This window comes from Chlorogloeopsis fritschii PCC 6912 (assembly GCF_000317285.1).
Classification (GTDB): domain Bacteria; phylum Cyanobacteriota; class Cyanobacteriia; order Cyanobacteriales; family Nostocaceae; genus Chlorogloeopsis; species Chlorogloeopsis fritschii.
The window spans coordinates 1-19,538 of the sequence record NZ_AJLN01000104.1 but is presented as its reverse complement, the minus strand read 5'-3'; the positions used below and the strand labels follow the sequence as shown (position 1 = coordinate 19,538).

20 protein-coding genes are annotated in these 19,538 nt (G+C 43.0%); 3 read left to right on the top strand and 17 right to left on the bottom strand.

Going from position 1 to position 19,538, the window contains the following annotated elements; all coding sequences use genetic code 11:
• The 3 genes from UYC_RS0121450 to UYC_RS0121440 all read right to left on the bottom strand — a co-directional run bounded on the left by UYC_RS0121450 (nucleotide 1) and on the right by UYC_RS0121440 (nucleotide 1,915).
• On the bottom strand, nucleotides 1–504 hold the full coding sequence (locus UYC_RS0121450; protein WP_016875252.1) for an acyl-CoA thioesterase: 504 nt from the start codon (nucleotides 502–504) through the stop codon (nucleotides 1–3).
• Nucleotides 498–1,235 carry an SDR family oxidoreductase gene (locus UYC_RS0121445; protein ID WP_016875253.1) on the bottom strand — a complete coding sequence of 246 codons (738 nt, stop codon included), beginning with the start codon at nucleotides 1,233–1,235 and terminating at the stop codon, nucleotides 498–500. The genes UYC_RS0121450 and UYC_RS0121445 overlap by 7 nt, the downstream gene beginning before the upstream one ends.
• 86 nt (nucleotides 1,236–1,321) lie before the next feature.
• Nucleotides 1,322–1,915 (bottom strand): TetR/AcrR family transcriptional regulator, encoded by a 594-nt coding sequence (locus UYC_RS0121440; protein WP_016875254.1) that lies wholly within the window; start codon nucleotides 1,913–1,915, stop codon nucleotides 1,322–1,324.
• Nucleotides 1,916–2,104: 189 nt separating this feature from the next.
• On the opposite strand from UYC_RS0121440, the gene UYC_RS0121435 reads away from it, so the two are divergent.
• Entirely contained in the window at nucleotides 2,105–2,455 is a 351-nt protein-coding gene (locus UYC_RS0121435) for a hypothetical protein (RefSeq protein ID WP_016875255.1), read from the top strand.
• 161 nt (nucleotides 2,456–2,616) lie between these two features.
• Here the strand turns inward: UYC_RS0121435 and UYC_RS37990 are convergent, their stop codons facing one another.
• Together UYC_RS37990 and UYC_RS0121430 are read right to left on the bottom strand one after the other, a co-directional pair.
• Entirely contained in the window at nucleotides 2,617–2,859 is a 243-nt protein-coding gene (locus UYC_RS37990; RefSeq protein WP_127011331.1) for a glycosyltransferase family 9 protein, read from the bottom strand.
• The gene (locus UYC_RS0121430; RefSeq protein ID WP_016875256.1) at nucleotides 2,810–4,051 is read right to left on the bottom strand and encodes a glycosyltransferase family 4 protein; all 1,242 of its coding nucleotides are present in this window, start codon (nucleotides 4,049–4,051) and stop codon (nucleotides 2,810–2,812) included. The genes UYC_RS37990 and UYC_RS0121430 overlap by 50 nt, the downstream gene beginning before the upstream one ends.
• Before the next feature lie 341 nt (nucleotides 4,052–4,392).
• Here UYC_RS0121430 and UYC_RS0121425 point away from each other — a divergent pair, with 341 nt between their 5' ends.
• Nucleotides 4,393–5,220 (top strand): MBL fold metallo-hydrolase, encoded by an 828-nt coding sequence (locus tag UYC_RS0121425; protein WP_016875257.1) that lies wholly within the window; start codon nucleotides 4,393–4,395, stop codon nucleotides 5,218–5,220.
• Here the strand turns inward: UYC_RS0121425 and UYC_RS0121420 are convergent.
• From UYC_RS0121420 to UYC_RS0121370, 11 genes are all read right to left on the bottom strand, one after another.
• Entirely contained in the window at nucleotides 5,217–6,266 is a 1,050-nt protein-coding gene (locus UYC_RS0121420; protein ID WP_016875258.1) for a glycosyltransferase family 9 protein, read from the bottom strand. The two genes, UYC_RS0121425 and UYC_RS0121420, sit on opposite strands and share 4 nt — an antisense overlap.
• A 167-nt stretch (nucleotides 6,267–6,433) precedes the next feature.
• Complete coding sequence (locus tag UYC_RS0121415) at nucleotides 6,434–7,432, bottom strand: glycosyltransferase family 9 protein (RefSeq protein WP_016875259.1); 999 nt, start codon at nucleotides 7,430–7,432, stop codon at nucleotides 6,434–6,436.
• 25 nt (nucleotides 7,433–7,457) lie between these two features.
• On the bottom strand, nucleotides 7,458–8,261 hold the full coding sequence (locus UYC_RS0121410) for a glycosyltransferase family 2 protein (protein WP_016875260.1): 804 nt from the start codon (nucleotides 8,259–8,261) through the stop codon (nucleotides 7,458–7,460).
• A gap of 82 nt (nucleotides 8,262–8,343) precedes the next feature.
• Nucleotides 8,344–9,507, bottom strand: a complete 1,164-nt coding sequence (waaF, locus tag UYC_RS0121405; RefSeq protein ID WP_016875261.1) for a lipopolysaccharide heptosyltransferase II — start codon at nucleotides 9,505–9,507, stop codon at nucleotides 8,344–8,346.
• A 117-nt stretch (nucleotides 9,508–9,624) separates the two neighbouring features.
• Nucleotides 9,625–11,265: a D-glycero-beta-D-manno-heptose 1-phosphate adenylyltransferase gene (rfaE2, locus tag UYC_RS0121400; protein WP_016875262.1), complete on the bottom strand. Its 1,641-nt coding sequence runs from the start codon at nucleotides 11,263–11,265 to the stop codon at nucleotides 9,625–9,627.
• Nucleotides 11,266–11,268: 3 nt separating this feature from the next.
• A complete protein-coding gene (locus UYC_RS0121395) occupies nucleotides 11,269–11,835 on the bottom strand; it encodes a D-glycero-alpha-D-manno-heptose-1,7-bisphosphate 7-phosphatase (RefSeq protein ID WP_016875263.1) in 567 nt (188 codons plus the stop codon).
• A 52-nt stretch (nucleotides 11,836–11,887) separates the two neighbouring features.
• On the bottom strand, nucleotides 11,888–12,613 hold the full coding sequence (locus UYC_RS0121390; protein ID WP_016875264.1) for an SDR family oxidoreductase: 726 nt from the start codon (nucleotides 12,611–12,613) through the stop codon (nucleotides 11,888–11,890).
• A gap of 168 nt (nucleotides 12,614–12,781) precedes the next feature.
• Nucleotides 12,782–14,881: a glycosyltransferase gene (locus UYC_RS0121385; RefSeq protein WP_016875265.1), complete on the bottom strand. Its 2,100-nt coding sequence runs from the start codon at nucleotides 14,879–14,881 to the stop codon at nucleotides 12,782–12,784.
• Nucleotides 14,882–14,926: 45 nt separating this feature from the next.
• Entirely contained in the window at nucleotides 14,927–15,895 is a 969-nt protein-coding gene (locus UYC_RS0121380; protein WP_016875266.1) for a glycosyltransferase, read from the bottom strand.
• 35 nt (nucleotides 15,896–15,930) lie between these two features.
• Nucleotides 15,931–16,410 carry a glycosyltransferase family 9 protein gene (locus tag UYC_RS0121375; RefSeq protein ID WP_016875267.1) on the bottom strand — a complete coding sequence of 160 codons (480 nt, stop codon included), beginning with the start codon at nucleotides 16,408–16,410 and terminating at the stop codon, nucleotides 15,931–15,933.
• A gap of 31 nt (nucleotides 16,411–16,441) precedes the next feature.
• On the bottom strand, nucleotides 16,442–17,467 hold the full coding sequence (locus UYC_RS0121370) for a glycosyltransferase family 9 protein (protein WP_016875268.1): 1,026 nt from the start codon (nucleotides 17,465–17,467) through the stop codon (nucleotides 16,442–16,444).
• Nucleotides 17,468–17,916: 449 nt separating this feature from the next.
• Between UYC_RS0121370 and UYC_RS0121365 the strand changes: the two genes are divergently transcribed.
• Nucleotides 17,917–19,140: a PucR family transcriptional regulator gene (locus UYC_RS0121365; protein ID WP_016875269.1), complete on the top strand. Its 1,224-nt coding sequence runs from the start codon at nucleotides 17,917–17,919 to the stop codon at nucleotides 19,138–19,140.
• Between the two features lie 109 nt (nucleotides 19,141–19,249).
• Here UYC_RS0121365 and UYC_RS35695 read toward each other — a convergent pair.
• On the bottom strand, nucleotides 19,250–19,538 hold a 289-nt coding region (locus UYC_RS35695), incomplete at its 5' end, for a TOBE domain-containing protein (protein ID WP_040432564.1).

Sequence of the window (19,538 nt, the reverse complement as noted above, 5' to 3'; positions counted from 1 at the left end):
TTATTGATACTCGCAATATTTTTTCTGCAATTCTTCTGGAATTGGAATTGGACGACCATTTTGTAAATTGATAAAAGCACCCTTTTGTGTCGCTATTGCTGCTAGTTCATGATTAGATAAAATTTCTGCTTTGACAGTCCATTTCAACCTACTTAAATTACTCAACCACAAGCGTCCAATAACTTTGTCAAAAAGTTTAATCGGACGTTTATATTCAATTTCAGTTCCAGCAATGATAGGGCAAAATCCTGCTTTTAAAGGTTGAGCAAGTGGTAAGTGTTCATCTAAAAGCTTGATGCGTAAATCCTCTAGCCATCGAATGTAAACACTGTTGTGAACGATGCCAACAAAATCAATGTCGTATGTTTTTACAGGTATTGCAAGTTCTACTTCTAATGGTCTTTGTAAAGTGCGATCGCCCATCATAAATATTCCCTCATTTTCCCAATTAATTGCAAAAAATTTCGTCTCAATAGTTGCTAGTATGTCGAGGTGATTTACCACTCAGTACTTCCCACGAAAATGGTAGTCCCACTCTCTAAATTGCGATCGCCAGCAGCATTGACAATCGCACGGGCAAAATCTTCAACACTGGGTAGAAAACCTGCGGATTTGCGGCGAGACTCGATCAAATCCGGATCTTGGCGCTGCATTAGTTTTGGGGTAATAGTGCCTTCAATCAAATCACCGCTTACCACAACTAACTTTATTCCTCTAGCTGCCAGTTGTGGTATGCGGGCACGCAAAGCTTCCTCACCTGCTTTTTTGCTCTTTGCCACTGTTTCATAAATTGGATAGACAGGCTTTTGACTATAAAAATGAGCTAGGTGACTGGTAACGAAGACAATACATCCACCTTCTGGCATGAGTGGTAAGAAGATATCAACAGCACGCAACTGGGCAGTCAGGTTGAGCTGCATAGCATAATCAGCAGCCTTATCTTTCTCCATTCCACCGCTAGCATTGAGAATGAGGAGGTTGAGTTTACCAAATTGCTTTTCTACTAAATTCACCATCTGCCTCATTTCGCTCTCGTTAGTAATATCTGCTTGAGCAAGAAGGGCTTGGCAACCATTGGCACGAACAACATCGGCTACCTCAAGAGCACGATGACTTTTGCTGCGGTAGTTAATTACCACGTCAGCTCCACCCTCAGCTAATATCTGAGCAATACTTGCGCCAATCCCTCGTGATGCTCCAGTTACCAGAGCTACTTGATTGCGAAAATCACTCATAGCTTTCCTCGTCTTAATTTACTAATGTCAAAGTTTTCAAGACCGAGCGGTCTGTTTTTGCTCAAAAAAAAGAGGTTTAATTATGTCTAAATTGGCAATTGGGTTTCAATGTAATCATTTAAGTGCTTGATTAATCTTTCGATATGAATTGCATCTCCATATAACTTACTCATCATCACACCGCCTTCCAATGTAGCAATCATAATAGTTGCAACTTCATCGGCATCCACGGTTGGACGAATTTCACCTTTTTCAATTCCTTTTTGAATAATTCGACAAATCATGTCGCGCCATGAATTCATCGCTTGTTGAGCACGATCGCGTAAAGCTGGATGAGCATCATCACTCTCAACAGCTGTGTTCAGTAAAGGACATCCTCCCTTGATCGGTGGATTCTCTATTAAGGTGTAGTATACATCTATGATTGCTTGTAAACGCTCAATAGCATGACGCTTGCTTCGCAAAGCAGTTCTATGAAGCTGTCTCATTTGAGCGATCGCATAATCAAAAGCCATTAGTGCCAATTCGTCTTTGCTTTGAAAGTGGTTGTAAATACCTCCTTTCTGCAATCCTGTCACCCGCATGATGTCTGAAATAGACGAACCCGCATACCCCTGTTGATTAAACAGTTCGGCTGCTAGTTGGAGAATTCTTTCTTTTGTTTGTTCGCCTTTTGACATCTAAATTTATTTGCGACCGATTGGTCTGATTAAGTTTAACTTGATGGATAGTTTATAGTCAAGTCTTTTATGTGCTGTTCTCCGTTCCCTTTTACTATATAAGTGCGATCGCGTTATACAATTGTGCAAAATATTAAGAAAAAACTCACAACGAACTTCCCACACCGCCAATGACGGCAAGAGGACACCATGACTCAGAACGGACGACAGGATAGACTTGACCGGATTGAGCGGATGCTGCAAACTCATGCTGAGATGCTTAACCAGTTGTCTCCACTAATGACACAGGTAGCACAGATAGCCACTAGCACCGTTGAAAGCGTAGCTCGACATGATGAGATACTAGCTCGTCTTGCAGAACAATCTCTGCAAAACGCTGCTACTCTTAACAGATTAGAGCAAAGTGTAGATCAGCTAGCCGAGCTGGTAAAGACTTCTACCACTGAAACCATGCAGCTTGTGAGTGAGAATAATCAACAAATTCGCCGTATCTGGGACTACTTGATGAGTCAAAGTGGTAATTTCAAGGGTGAGGAATAATTAAATACAGTTTTGCGTAAAATCATAGTGTTTTTAAACGCAGAGGCACGCGGAGTATCGCCAACAGCTTCTCAGTCAGACTCAAGAGCTACTAGTTGCTTACCTGTGTCCCCACGTGGAATCTAAAACAACAAAATCTTAGCTCTGCAAACTTTTCCCATTTACCTGGGTAGACGAAACACTATCTGTTTTGAGTTAGCTTCTAAGTACCTGGTAATTGTGGGTGCGATCGCCTTCATTGTTTTGACTACAGTATTGACACATTCCCACTCTGGCTTTGTACCCGTGACGACAACATCAGCACCAGCAGCAGCCAAAGCGTCTCCGACAGCGGCGAATTTTTGTGCTGCCCACCTACGTCGGCGATCGGTTGCGCCGGGATGAAGAACAACAAAGTTGCTGATAGATTTGGAAGTGCGATCGCGCTACACTTGACCAACTAAATTTTTCTACAAAAGTACGACCAGATTCACCTAAATGCCTACATTGCTCAGGATTGTTCAGTAATTGGCAAAGTGCATCTGCCAAAGCATCTATATTACGAGGAGGCACTAGCTGCACCCTCATTTCATCTGGTAGAGGTGTAGAATGTTCTGTGGCAATTACTGGCAAATTATGAGCTAACAAAGTTAAGAGTGAACCACTTTTCATTGTTGTTCCGTGGTTGAAAGGTAATACTCCTATATCGGCACCAGCTAGATATTTTGAAGCAGTTTCAGCATCCAGATAGCCCGTGAAATACACTTGATTACCTAAATTCAATTCTCTTGCTAGAGTGTGAAGTTTATCCCAATAACGTTTTGCCTCTTCTCCTCGTAAAGCTAAACTTTCCACACCACCAACTAGTAACAGTCGTGCTTGGGAATGAGTTCTCAGCACTTTTTGGAATGCGCTTAAGAGAGTTTCTAAGCCTTTAACTGGGTGAAGAAAACCAAAAAAGACAATCACAACCGTATCTGAACCCCAATGGCAGATTTTACGCAATAGCTGACGTGCTGTAGTTCGGTCAATAGGTGTACACTCAACATTTGCGGCGATCGGGATATTAAATATATGTTCGTTAAGCTGTGGTAAGCGTTTGTGAATTACTGCTTCTGCTTCAGAATTAGTTGTAATGATTGCATTACTTAAAGTTAGTAAAAATCCATCTTCTCTATCCCACCAACCGTGATTTTGTCCCCACATTTTTAACCATTCCACAACTTGTGAAGGTAGATACTTTGGTTGCCATTCCCACCAGCCGTACTCATGCACAGTTGTGACTATTGGCTGACTGTAGCCCGTAGTTTTTAGAAGTAATGGTAACAAAAAGATAGCAAGTTCAAATCCATAAGTTCCTGCTGCGTGTTGGATATGTAGGATGTCAACATCAATTGAATTTACTGCTTGCACCAAAGACATCAAATCAGCAAATCGCCAATCTTTTACCACACCTTTTATGTTGAGTTCATTTGCCTGCATAGCAGCTGTATGTGTAGTGAGAATAACAGATTCAATATCTAGCTTTTGTAGAGCAGAACGCAAACGTGAAGTGTAGTGAGCGACACCACAATGTTTAGGCTTGTAAGCACCAGCAATAATAGCAACATGAGTCATAGGTAGTTAAAAATGCTCAAAATATAGCATTACTAAATTTGAGTATGAATTGTTTTTTAGCCTCACACAAAAGTCAATAAAATTATGGGCATTACTGAATTGAGGTACGAAATTTAAGAATCAGGCATTTTTAAAACTCTTACTCTCTGCGACTCTGCGCCTCTGCGTGAGACAAATTCATACTTGGAATCAGCAACGCCAAATTATGATTCATACTCTTATTCAGCAACCCCTAAAACATAATTTAATATTTGCAATCTCTAAATTTTTTCACACCAAAGTATGAAGATTTTCCCTATTCTTTTGTCTTTAAGAGAGATTGATGCAAGGGAGAAATATTCATGCGTATTCATCATCTCAATTGCGGTTGTATGTGTCCGATTGGCGGAGCGCTCTTCGATGGCTTTAGTCGCGGGCTAACAGCTAGCCTTGTCTGCCACTGCCTGCTGGTTGAGACAAATCAGGGACTCGTTCTCATCGATACTGGCTTTGGAGAGCGGGATATCAAAGCACCATTATCAAGACTCAGTCCGTTCTTCATGAATTTGAATCGCATCCAGTTTGAACAAAAATACACAGCGCTTGCTCAGATTAAGCAGCTTGGCTTTAACCCAAGTGATGTACGCCACATAGTGCTTACCCACCTTGATTTCGATCATGCGGGTGGATTAGAGGATTTCCCAGAGGCAACCGTGCATATAATGCAGTCTGAAATTGAAACAGCACAGAAAAGGCGTGGTTTCATCTCATCGCAACGTTATCGCCCAAGTCATTGGGATGAAGTGAAACAATGGAAATATTATTCACCAGGGGGCGAACCTTGGTTCGGTTTCGAGGCAGTACGCAATCTTGATGGTCTGCCACCTGAGATTCTCCTGATACCCCTCGCTGGTCATACACACGGTCATGCTGGCATTGCCATTGAGACACCGGAAGGTTGGCTCCTACACGCGGGTGATGCCTATTTTTATCGGCACGAAATGAACACTTCCAAACCACATTGTACCCCAGGTTTGAGTGCTTACCAATGGTTGATGGAAGTAGATCGCAAGGCTCGGCTCTACAATCAAGAACGGTTACGTGCGTTATCGCTCTCACACAGTAGTGATGTGCGCCTCTTTTGCAGTCATGATGCCATTGAATTCAAGACGTTTGCTGACAAACTCTAGTCAAATTTAAGCAGTTCTAATCCTGTTACGACCACTTCTTCGGGTGAGATATCTAGACATTCCAAATTGTAGGGACACCTAAAGGCATAGCACGGACTACAGTGAGTTGGACGACGCAACAAACGAGAATAACCGTTGCGCGGTTGCCATTGTGACTCAAGTTCAGTTCCGGCAAACATCACAACAGTAGGTGTGCGAGTAGCATCAGCTATATGCATAGTTGAGGTATTGTTAGTTAGCACTAGTTTGGCATTGGCGATTAGTGCTGCAAGTTGAGGTAGAGTTGTTTTGCCAATTAGATTTATGGCATAGTCGCCTAACATCGCCAATAAAGATGCACTTTTGTCGCAGTCTTTTTCTACACCCGTTACCACTACGGGCATTTGTGTTGCTTTCGCTAATTGTAAGGCAGCGATCGCAAAGCGTTGTGAGTCGTAATTGCGTGATTGGCAGCTTGTCCAGGGATTTAGTAACAGATAGGGGGGAAATTGTGAATTTTGATATTCACTATTCCCAGATAGCAAAGCCAAAGCTTCTTTTTGTGCAGTTTCTGGAATTTGGATGCAAAGATTACGGTCAATCACTTCAAAACCAGCAGCCTCAATCAGTCGTAAATTTCTCTCTACTTGATGGATTTCATCTGGTGCGGCTGGAAGCTCTAATGTTAATACACCCTGTCCAAATTCCTTAGACTCTCCCATTCGCAAAGGTATACCAGCCAAATAACATACAAAAGCAGCTGGATGAGGACTCTGGCTAAAGCTGGTAAAAATAATCGCCGCGTCAAACTTGCCGGCTTGTAAAGTCCTGATTAATTCCCACTCCCGTTCTGGGTTGAAATCTAACTTTCCCAAATCTTGCCAAAGAACCCGCCACGGCAATACTTCATCCACCCAAGGTAGTAACGTAGCCGCCTGTGCGCCACCTGGACTCGCCATCAACGTCAAACGACAGTCAGGCAAATTTTCCTTAATCGCCCGTAAAGCCGGACTCGTCATAATCACATCACCAATATTATCGAGGCGCATCACTAAGATGTTAGTCATTGGTCATTTGTTAGTGGATAGTAGGGGTGGGTTTTGTTGATAATCTTGCCGTTCAAAATGATAATTTATCTTTTAAACCCGCCCGTACAGTGGTTAGTTGTTCTCCTCTGCTCCCCTGCCTCTGAAGCTCCCCATCTCCATCTCTGTGTTCTCTGCGTTCTCTGCGGTTAGTTCAAAAACTTCTCCACAACAGCTAAAACCTCATCAACCGAAATTTCTTCCATACAACTTTGCCAACCTTTATCTAGAGGGCATATGCCACTATACCAACACTCCTGTACAGTAAAATTACTGATATTACGTTCTGGGCATTCCGGATAGCCTTGCAAATTGATATGAGGTGGCGGCTGACCATAGCGCCCGTGCCAAGAAGGGCCAAATAAAGTAATTGTTGGTACATTCAGCGCCGCAGCAATCCGAGCGGGGCCAGTATCAGATGCTACTACTAAATCAGCACAAGCTAAAGCAGCTGCTAAATCCCGTAACTTACCACGGGGTAAAATCTGCGCTTCTTTACCAATTCCTTCCACAATGTTTGTTGACTGATTGAGATTGGAACCGACTGGAACAATTACAGTTGCGCCCCAACGCTGCTGTAAAATTTTACCTAAAGTAATAAAATTAACTTCTGACCAGCGCTTGATTGCCATCCCCGCATCTGAACAGAAAAATACAAGGGGACGGCGCAGAAGATGAAATAGCTTTTGTGCTTTGTTTAGTTCTGTTGGGGTGAGGTGGAGTTGGGCTGGTTTAACTGCATCTTTTTTAATTAAGCCTTCTGAGAGGAGGATTTGGAGAAAGCGATCGCCTACTCGTTCATCTGGTGGAGGTTGTCGCCATAAATTCGTCACTACCTGTGATGCACCACTTAGACACGCAAAATTTCGCGTCTCTACATCAATATCGTCGTAGTTCGTATCTGAGACAATCAAATCAAATTTTTCACGAGTTAATAACTCAATAGCCGATTGTTTTGCTTTACCTGGTTCAGCATAAACAACTCGATGAATGAGGCGATCGGTTTCTAATAGTTCACCTCCTGGTGGGAAAGTTAAAACTGTAAGTTCAGCTGTTGGATAAGAACGCGAAAGTGCTTGTATGGCACCGAGAGCAATTAACACATCGCCAATTCCACCTAATAATTCTACGAATAAAATTTTACGCATAATAAATTTTAATTTTTACACTTATCTACTTTCTATATACGTATTTATCCGCAGGTACATCACGGTTGACAATTGTCGTTGGCAACTCTTGATGGTAAACACCAGAAGGAATAATTCCGCAGCCACCATGTAACGCCATTAGTCGCTTTTGCACCAAAACATCTTCACCACAATGTTCTGGGGGAAGTTCTCGCCAAAAAGAATAGCCGCCTATACTACGAAGTTTGGCAGTATCATAGATGACACAACCACCCACCCAAGCAACATGGTACTTGCGTTGTTGCTTCGGTGTTAAACCCAACTGTTGCTGAACGTGATAAAGATTAGCAGCATTATGCAAACGCCAGCGTTCCCATTCCGGGGTTTCTGGTTTAACAATCTCTGGCTGCACTCGCCCTTCCCACAACTCTATTTTTTGCTCCTGTGGGCGAATATCATCAATAAAGCTGAGTCCGATCACTGCACTGCCAACAAAACCACAGCCTTCTTCTTTAATCGCTGCGAGCATTCGTTCAACTACATAAGGTTCTAAAATCAAGTCATCGTCAAGAAAAAGCACATAGGGAGCAGTGGCTTGCTCCAGCAAAAACTGTCGCTGTTCTGCAATACCTCGACGGGGCAAGTGTTTGTGTACTTCCACATTATGATTGTGAGCGCGAAGCACCCTTAACACCGCTTGAACTTCACCACTTTCTGCTGGGTTACTATCTTCAGTTTGATCGGAAATAATAACACGAAAGCCACGATAAGTTTGGGCTATCAAACTCGTGAGAGTTACAGCCAAGGCAGTTGGACGATTATAGGTGGGAATCAGAATATCGACTGTCATTTCTGGGCTGTTCTTCCTTTGTGTCCTTTGTGTTCTTTGTGGTTCGTTAAATAAATATCTTTGAATGGAAAGAGAATAAATTTTAACTTTGAATTGCAAGCTCCTTTTCTACCTGAATTTGCAGCAATTCACACGCAGCATCCACTACAGACTCAGGCGTTACAAGACTTAGACATTGATGATGTCCTTCAGGGCAGATACTTTTGTAGCAATATTTGCAAGGTACATCGTGGAATAGCACCCGATTGGGAATACCCCAGGGAGTATGCTGAGGGTTGGTAAGGGCGTACAAATCAACAACTGGTGTACCAACAGCAGCAGCAATGTGGACGGGGCCAGTATTATTGGAAATTAGTAGGGAAGAAAGTTGCAATAGTGCCGCCAGTTCACTAAGATTCAGGTATCCCACAAGTGAATGAACAGCAGCAGATTTTGGAGATAAATCATCAGTTACAGCAATTTTCTGATAGAAACCTTTAGCGATCGCATCCGCTGCCATCATTGCCTTTTCAATTTCTGCCACCAATTCTTGCTCTGATTCAGTACCAGTGAAAACAACTTGCATACCCATATCCATAGCTAAAGTTCTGGCAACCAGAGCAAATTTTTCTGGCGGATAGCGTCGTGAAGCAGCAGTCGCACCAGGATGAATCACAATTAAAGGACGCTGTTTATCAATGCCTATGTTTTGGAGAATGCCCTCCACTACTGCCAAAGCTTCGTTTGGGACACGCAAAGACAATCTTTCATCATCTGTATAGCAGCCGATTGTGCCAACCAAGTTGAGTTGACGCTGCACCTCATGGCGCACAAACTTTTCTGGTTCTGGATCTTTTACCCAATCTGTTAGCAACTGATACGGATTTTCATGGCAGTGAGCTAACCGCAGAGGAATATCCGCCAAATAGCATAAAAATGCTGAGGGTAAAGGATTTTGACTATATACCGTGAAAATGATAGCACCATCGAAGTTTAAAAGCCGTAAATGTTCAGCCATTTCATACTCAGGACGGCTATTTAATCGCGGTGCTGTTGCTTTTAACCAAGGTGCATCGTAAACCATAACTTCGTCAATTTCTGGCACAAGTGAGGCAGCGGCTACACCCGCAGAAGAAGTTAGCAGCGTAATTCGACGGCGAGGATTTGATGCTTTCAACGCGCGAATTGCTGGTGTAGTCATCAGGACATCGCCAATTGTGTCCAGTCTGATGCATAGAATATTTTCAGCAGATTCCCAGGTAGTCATTTGTTGTAACAATTTTGGATTTACGCTTGATGTAAATTGAAGTTGTGAAAAAGATGATGTTTTAGAAATCGACCACCGATGCACACAGATGGACACAAATAGACAGAATTCTCTTTACTAATCCCCAATCCCTTTTCCAGCTAGTTCACGAATGCGCTCAATTATGCGAGTAGTGGAACGATTTTCTACAAACGGCAGCAATCTTACCTCTCCACCCAACTGTTCTACTAAAGGTGCTTCTGGTAATGTTTCTTTGGTATAGTTACCACCTTTGACAAAGACGTCGGGGCGAACTATACGAATTAAATTGCTAGGAGTATCTTCTTCAAAGGCTATTAGATGATCGACACAACCGAGTCCACTCAGAACTTGAATGCGGTCTTCTAAAGTATTAATGGGGCGACTTGAACCTTTTAGACGTCGGATACTGTTATCGGAATTCAAGCCAACAATCAAAATATCGCCTAATGCCTTAGCGTAATTGAGATAGGAAACGTGCCCGGCATGGAGAATGTCAAAGCAACCATTCGTGAAAACAATTTTGCGTCCTGCTTTGCGGTAAGAGGTAACAAGGGCAAGGAGTTGGTTGAGATCCGAAATGTATTTTTGGGGTGGCACTTCATTAGACGCAGCTTCAAAGACGCGGGGAGATTGTATTGAAAAATTCCCCGTGTCTCCGTGTCCCCGTGTCCCCGTGTCCTTTTCTTCCCCCGTCTCTCCATTCAAGAGAAATTCCCGTAATTCTTCGGCAGAACAGACGCTTGTACCGTCTTTTCCTACAACTACAGCAGCAGCAGTGGCAGCGAAATCGGCTGCTAGTGGTGTAGCAGCACCAACAGCAAGGGCAAGGGTGAGGGCGCTAACAAATGTATCTCCAGCACCTGCGGTACGAGATTGAATTGTCGGTTGGGTATAGGTGCGATGGGGTTGTGAACCTCTCTCAAAAATAATTCCACCTTCAGCATCTAAGGTGACGGCAGCAATTGTTGCTCCTGTAAGTTCGAGTATCCGATCGCCATAAGGTAAGATTTGCTCAACACGCGATTTGACGCTCTGATTATCCGCTTTTAGAGGAGGAATATTCAGCAGTTTCAAAACCTGCTCATAATTTGGTTTAACTGCGGTAGTACCAATATGACGATAAGCTGCAAGATTTTTAGCATCAACAACTAAGACGTGGTTATGGCGTGCCTGGAGTTGAGATAATTTATCAATCACCCTTTGAGTCAAAATTCCATAGCCGTAATCCGACACGATCGCTGCATCACATTCTGGATATCTACGCTCAAGTTCATCTATCAACGCTTGTTCAGAATCTTCATCAATAGCATCTGTTGTACCAAAATCAAATCTTACTAGTATTTGTGAAGACGCCATCACCCTTTGTTTAGCCAGAGTTTGCCTGCCTGACTGTACAATTAGGTGTTTTGAGGGAACGCTGCGCCGTGAGAGTGCTTGGCATAGCAAAGAACCCTCGCCATCATCTCCAATCGCTGATATAAATGTTACTTTGCCACCCAGACTGCGGACATTAACAGCTGTATTAGCCGCTCCACCTGGAACATACTCGCTATTGGTAACAGTAACAACTGGCACCGGAGCTTCTCGACAAAGGCGATCGCTAAATCCTTCTAGATAGCAATCAAGAATCGCGTCACCGATAACAATGATATTTAAATTAGTAACTGCATCCAGTAAAGAATTTAAATGCGCTGTGGAGAATGCAGAATGCTGAAAATTAAAAACATGATGCTTCATAACTCATTTTTTGAGATTTCTTATAATCACTTGTGCTGCTGTTATCAAGTCAGCAACAGTGTAATGTGGGATTCGCATCCCAGACAGCAGCCATTCAGTCTCGTTGCCGTTGTCAATTAAAATCGTTTTACATCCAACCCGATTACCAGCTTCCACATCGTTGAGGATGTCACCGATAAACCAAGAATTTTGCAAATCAATATTGTGTTCGCAAGCTGCGCGTAAAATTAATCCTGGTTCTGGTTTGCGACAGTCGCAAGTAATTGCATATTCTGAAACCACGCCATCAGGATGATGGGGACAGTAGTAAAAACCATCTAGCGTTACACCTTGCTCAGAAAAAAGTTTGAACAGGTACTCCTTAACCCCTACCAACTCAGATTCTGGAAAATAACCCCGCGCTACACCCGATTGATTGCTAATGACAATTAATTTGTATTCATGTGCTTGCAGTAGTTGCAATGCCTCAATTGCACCCTGCGTTAACTCGATCAAATCGGGGTTAACGTTGTATGGCACATCCTCAATCAGAGTTCCATCTTTATCTAGAAAGACTGCTCGATTAGTCATTGGTCATTTGTCATCAGTTATTAGTTATTCTCCTTGTCCCTGTGTCTCTCTTCTACGGCCAAGATCCCTCACCCATTGGCAATACCATCATTTCGGAGATCACTGTTCCTTCTGGTGTTGATAGCAAAAAGCGAATGGTTGCGGCAACATTTTTCGGATCTTGCAACTTAGTGAGATCAATATCTGGGAATCGATCTAGCAAAAATGGTGTTTGCATACCACCAGCAACCAAGGCTGTAACTTTGATGTTATGAGGACGTGCCTCTACGTGCAAAGCGTGACTAAAGCCCAAAAGTCCCCATTTGCTGGCATGATAAGCGGAAGCATTAGCCCAAGCACGTTTTGCTGCTGTAGAAGATATGTTAATAATGTGACCGCTACCTTGTTCTTTCATCACAGGTAAAGCAAACTTGGATAGGATAAAAGGAGCACGGAGGTTGACCGCAATAATTCTGTCCCAATCTTGAATCGAAAGCTCTTCAATCGATACAGTTACATCCGTTCCTGCATTGTTAATCAAAGCATCCAAGCGCCCGTACTGGGAGACAATTTTATTGATGGCGGTTTCTGCTTGCACTTCATCAGTGACATCTATTACCAATGGCATTGCTTGCAAATTATTTGCTTGAATTTCGCCAGCTACTTTTTGTGCCAATTCGTCTCGAATATCAGCAACCACAACACTCGCACCAGCTGAAGCTAAAGTGTGACATACAGCTTCACCTAATCCGCGCCCGCCTCCAGTCACCAATACCACTTTGTTTTTGAGTTCTTCCATAGTTATTTTTCCTTTGTTGTAATTAGATTGGTTAGTAGTTAGTAGGGGAGCCAGTGCGCCCTTGGGGGTTTCCCCCGTTGTAGCAACTGGCGTGAGGGTTTTGCTGATTATCTTTAGGTTGAAACAGATAATTTATCTTTATAAACCCGCCCGTACAGTGGTTAGTAGTTAGTGGTTTATTACTCCCCTTGTCTCCCCCTCTCCCACTTGCTCCTCAACCAATTCACACAAAATATGCAGTACAAGGTGTTGCACCTCTTGGATGCGTTGGGTATCGGTTGCAGGAACGACGACTGCTAAATCTGCTAATGAAAGCAATTCGCCACCATCGCCGCCCAATAAGGCAATAGAGTTAATATGAGCAGCACGTGCAGTTTTGAATGCTTCTATCAAATTGCGCGATCGCCCAGTTGTACTAATCCCAATTAACAAATCTCCCGGTTGGGCAAAAGTTTCTACTTGCCGAGAAAAGACATACTCGTATCCGACATCATTTGCCCAAGCACTCAAAAAAGATGAATCTGCTGTCAGCGCCATTACGGGAAGCCCCGGACGTTGGGAGCAGCGAAATTTACCAACAAATTCTGCCGCAAAGTGTTGAGCATCTGCTGCGCTTCCACCATTGCCACATACCAGCACCTTACCACCCAAAGCAAAACAAGTGCTAATTGCTGCTGCTGCCTCAACAATTGCAGGTGCAAGAGTTTGTCGGGATTTTTCTAGTGCAGAAATCGCAGCTGTAAAGCTGTCATCTATAAGGGTAGAGGGTGAGGGAGAGTGGGGGAGTGGATGAGTAGGTGAGGGGGAGATGGGATAGATGGGGGAGAAAGTAGAGACGCGAAATTTCGCGTTTCTACTTTTTTCATCTGTTTGGGAGATTGTCAAAAATCTACACTCTTTGGAAGTGGTGGTTAAGTGTTCTGTTTGAGGGTACGAACCGTAAGGAACTTTTTGCAAGATTTCCTCGCTAATTTTTATGCTTGTCTGCTTGTAGCGTTTTACTGTAGTTAGAACTTCCTCATACAAAGCGGCAACAGCACTTGTTACCTGTTTCCAAGTAAATTTCTGATGAACGCGTTGTATTGCCTGATGACTCAAGCAATCAAGTATTTGAGGATTTTTGTAGAGGTAAGCAATTCTTTCGGCAATGGCATCAGGATTATTTGGTGGTACAAGATACCCTGTTTCACCATCTTTGACTGTAAATTTAATACCACCGACATTGGAACCAATCACAGGCGTTCCACAAGCCATCGCCTCTACAGGCGTAATTCCAAATGGTTCATATAAAGGCGTTGTAATAAATACATCCGCTGCACTGTAATAATATTTCAGTACTTCTCGCTGACGGCGTCCAACAAAAGTCACTTGCGACTCAACACCTTCTTGACAAGCTATAGCCTGCAAACGAGCGATTTCAGGGGTGAGGCGAGGATCTGGTTGTTCTGATTCACCGCCGACAATCAAAAGTCTTGCTTGGATGTGATCCTGTCTGAGCAAACATCCGAAGGCACGAATCACTGTATCGACACCTTTACGGGGTACTAAACGCCCCAATTGAAGGATGAGATTGTCATCAATTGGTAAACCAAGCTTCTGACGGGCTGTGGTTTTTTCTACTTGCCAAAATTCAGCCGTATCAAAGCCACAGGGAATGATTGTGATTTTCTCTTGGTTGGCATTGTAAAGACGCAATAGATCTTGTTCATCTTGGGGACATTCTGCGATGATGCGATCGGCTTCTGCTACAATGCGATCTTCAATGGTAAAACGGCGATCGGGAAATTCATCGGCATCACCTTGCCAAAAGCGACGCACTCTACCGAGAGCATGAAACGTGACAACAAAAGGTATGCCTAAAGCCTGCTTGATATCTGCTGCCACCATTGCTGACATCCAGAAATTTGCATGGATTAAGTCATATTTTGGTCTGTGCAAACTGCCGATTTCGTCAAAGCTGTGAGCAGGATTTTGACAAAAATTCAGAATATAAGCCGTAAATTCTTCCATATACGGCAGTATGTCTTCTTTTCGCACATATTTGGCAGGGCCAGCAGGCACATTAATAATCCGAACGCCATCCATCCATTGGATGATTTCTGGCAATTCGTCGTTGTCTCGTCTAGTAAAAACATCAACTTTGTAGCCAAAGGCAGCTAGATGTTTTGCTAACTGTCCTACATACACATTTTGTCCACCGCTATCTACACCCCCGAAGGTGCCAAGGGGTGAGGCGTGTTCGCTAATTAGGGCAATGCATTTAGTCATTGGTTATTAGTCATTGGTCATTAGTTATTAGTCATTTGTCATTTGCTATGAACCAGAGACAAAGGACAAAGGACTAATGACAGATTTAAAGGTTGCATCCCAATCGTTGATAAAGCGTTGGATATTAAAGCGTTTTTGTGCTGTTTGTGTTGCGCCTTGACTGAGATTTTGAGCGTGGTTTTGATTGCTTAAAAGCTGGCGCATTCTGAAAATCAGGTTTTCTAAATTCGTATCTACGTAACCCGAAACTCCGTTTTCTACTACCGTTGCCATTTCTGTAGTTGCCAGTCCAATGATTGGTAAGCCCACCATCATTGCCTCGCATATGGCAAGTCCAAGGCTGGTGTAGCGGATGGGATTAAAGAAAAAGCGGTAACGTGAGGCAAATGCAGGCAGTTGGTGATGGGGAATCTCGCCCAGTCCATCCAGTTTTTCTGAACCCATGCCCACCAAATCTAAAGGAATTTCTTGGCGAATGCGGGTAAATACATCAGCACCCAAACGACGACCACGCGATCGCAAACCATTCACTACTACCAGTCCTTTTTCTAACTCTCCTGTGTAGCGAATACCTTCAGGTACAATTACACCATGTTCAATCACACGAGTCGGGGTGCAACCGTTATCCCACATTAACTGGTTGAAATGCGTGACATGAACTAGCAATATATTTGGATCGTCTACGATGTGGCGTGTGTTGGTTGGATTTTCTCGTGGGGGATCGTGTTCTAGATAGATTCTGGGCAGTTGTCGCTGGGACTCAGAAAGAATCTCATACTGGTCTTCTAGATAATTTCGCTTAGACTGAAACAAAATACAGTCAAAGTTAAGGTTTTTGACTTCAGACGCCGGAAGATCGTAAACATTATCTGACCAAGGCAAACCACCCAAACGGCCACCGTAACCTTCAGGTCGTTCTGGTTTAACAGGCAGGTAAAATTGATGCTGACTTTGGGTGAGGTAGTAAAGATAGCTGCCGTGAATATGCCAGGTAAGGATACGTAATGGTCGCATGGTTAAGTGAAGGGCTAGGGACTAGGGGCTAGGGGCTAGGGGCTAGGGGCTAGGAAAGAAGCACCAAGAGCTTCAGGGGCTTCAGGAGCAGAGGGGAAGAATTCTTCTCCGTGTCCCCGCGTCCCCGTGTCCTTTTCATTCCCCGTTGGTTTGACACAATGAGAAAGAACGCTGCCACCGAATTCTTGTGACTGACCGATGCGAATGGGAATTCCTGCTAGATAGCAAATGTAAGCTAGAGGATAAGGAGATTCGCTGGGATTGGTAAAAATTACAGATGCATCAAAAGCAAATTGGCGAAGTTTAGCAATTAAAGTTAGTTCGCACTCGCTATTCCTAAATTTGTTGTCAGCACCCTCGTATATCAATACGTCATCTATCCAAGGCAGCTGTAAACCTAATTCTTTGCCGCTGGGAGATACCATTAAAGTAATGGCTGCATCTGGTAGCAATTGACGCAACTGCTGTAATACCGTAATTGTCAGCATTAAATCTTGCTGACTACTTACTTGCATCACCAATACTCGCCGTAGATTTTTACACAAGTCAAGTAACAATTACAACCTCTTTAAAAAGTAAATCTTCTACCTGAGCCATTACCATTTCTGGGGTAACGGCAAGATAGGAGTTAGCAAGAAATATCGGACTTAGGGAACGGTGAATTTTACAGTTTAATGGTGCCCATCGATGCTGGGAGGAATTAGTAAAAATTACTACGCTTCCAACTTTTAAAGCAGCTGCTAAATGCGATACTCCTGTGTCATTACAAACTAGTAGGCTAGCCCTACTTAAAAGAGCTGCCATTCCACCCAAGCTTGTCTTTCCAGCCAAATTAATTGGTTCGCAATGCATCATCTGTGCTAATGCCTGCGTTAAAGTTGCCTCTGATTCTGAACCAGTCAGTACTACCTGAAAACCACGAGCAGCGATCGCATCACCAACAACTGCAAAGTTTTCTAAAGACCAACGCTTTTCTGGTAAACTTGCACCCGGATGAATGCAGACATATTGGCTTGGTATTTGCTGTATAGTTGCAAAATCTTCATCCTTGAGAGGAAATTCCAATTCATTACCTTGGAGTGGTATCCCCAAAAACTCCATTAGGCGCAGGTGACGCCAGATTTCCGGCTGATCATCTGGGTAAGGCAGAAAGTAATTGGGATCGGGGCAATAATAACCAGGAAGATAAAAACCAGCGTGAATACGAGCACCAAGCAAGGCAGTAAATGAATTAATGACAGTGCCGTTACCATGCATTTGCAATGCCAAGTCAAAGCATTGCTTATGGACACTGGTAAGAAACTTTGATAATTTACCAACAGAAGGTGGCACTTCTGGAATTCCTGGATAGCCAGGAAATTCCAATAAATCATCTAGGTAATGACTGAAGCGCTCCACAAAAGAACGTGCCCAAGGTAGACCAATTAAGGTAATGTGGGCTTGTGGAAAAGCAGCTCTAAGCGCTCTAAAGGCAGGTACAGCACAAAGCAAATCACCTAAACCAGGGAGCGATCGCACAATAGCTATCCGAGAAATAGACAGTTGCTTCAAGAGTTGATGCTCGTGTGACATACATCTTACAAAGGCAACTATCTTAAAAGTTACTTATTTAAGAGCCTAACTTCATTGGGCATTTGACTAAAGTATGCTTTTTATAAGCAATGGTAATTATGCAAATGCACAATGGTTTACTACATATCTGCTAGGGCGATCGCTACTTACAAGCGATTATTTGTATCCTACTACTCAAAAAATAATCAAAGCAAAATATAGCCTCACTCTTAAGTTAGAGAAAGTGTTTATCGTTTATCTTTCTATGTATAGATAATGTTTTGGAATTAATAACATAAATTATCGAAATTACTATCAACAATCACGCTAGAAAACATCGAATAAATCAGAATGGTAGCAATTTGGAAAAGCAAGGACAGAGAGACTTGCGGAGGCTACCATTTCAGGTCTTCCTTAGCCTAAGCACCTAAGCGCCCCTATTTTCAGGTGAGTCGGCCACGCTACTACGTATGAAAAGCACTTTAAATGTATCTTTATTGAACACTACTACACAATTTGAACAAGTTGCCACCATAGTTGCACAAAGAGTAGCGCATCTACTGTGTGCTGAGGTTTTTGTCGTCGATCAACACGCTTGTGTGATTGCCAGTAGCAACCCCAAACTAGTTAAGCTTTACTTCAACCACATCTATCAACAAAATTCCCTGAACTACATACGATTCCCTTTATCATTTAATACACAAATTGGTGAAGTAATAATCAGCAAACCACATAATGGAGAAGTCATTTCTCCTCGGTTGGTGCAGGAAGTTGTAGAACTGGTAATTAATCAAACTACGGTAATTGATACTCTGCTCAACCAACACCAGTTGAAAGATAAATTTATCTACGATCTACTCCACAATTTAATTGATGAAGAAACAACTGTTGCTCGCTATAGTAAGCTTTTAGGCATAGACTTAAATCCGCCTCGTGCAGTTATTTTAATTAATGCTGCTGATTACATTTTGATAAGTAATATCTCTCATCAATATAAGCAAGAAAATATTGAGAATCTGATACAACAACGGGCAAATTTAGTAATCGGTAGTATTGTGAGCTTTTTCCAATTGCCGAACGATACAATTTGTGCCTATCTCGGTGATGGTGAGGTGGTTGTCTTGAAGGCAAGTGATACCAAAAACTTAGGTAACTGGGCAAATCGTGGAGATGTACCAGAGCAGTGTAGTTCTTCTTGGGCAAATCTTACAGCACTAAAGCGAGCAGCCAGAGCACTTTTAATGCGTTTGCAAGATGATACAGGTACGTCAATTAACATTGGTATTGGTCGTTATCATCCAGGAATTCGGGGACTTGCCCAATCTTATCAAGATGCGCGAGCTGCTTTGTCTTTGGGTAGTCGATTTCGGGGTCACAATCAAGTACATTGTCTAGATGGACTGGGAATAGCCGCCTTTATTGGGATAGGAGATGAACGCACAAAAATCGAATTAGCTACTTATTTGCTAAGTCCTTTAGATCACGAACCAGAATTAATTGCTACCCTGGATGCCTTCTTTGCTGAAGACTGCTGCCCCTCTACCACTGCTAATCGACTTTCTATTCATAGAAATACTCTTAGTTACCGATTAGACAAGATTAACCTCCTGACTGGATTCAATCCGCGTCGTTTTGATGATGCAGTGCAGATGCGCCTGGCTTTGCTGCTGCGGAAATTGAGTAATTCAAGATAAAGGGGATCGGGGACTAGTGACTGGGGATTGGGTTCAAACCGAAAAATTATGGAAAGGGCTTAAATAAAACTTTGAAAACTTTTCGTATTATTCCCAACTAACTACTCACTTAGGGATACAACCTATCTCCAGTAGCAGTATCAAACACAAACAATTTACTTAAATCCAATTCCAGCAACAAGCGATCACCTGGGTGCGGATGCACATCAGCACCGGCTTGTACATTTACCATTACCCCCGAACCAGGCAAAGCTGCACGAATTAAAGTCTCTCTTCCCAGTGGCTCCACTACCTTCACATCCACCACTAACTCTGCCAATTCTTCTCTTTGTGTCCTCTGTGTTCTCTGTGGTTCGTTAATTATATATATATGTTCCGGACGAATACCCAAATCAAAC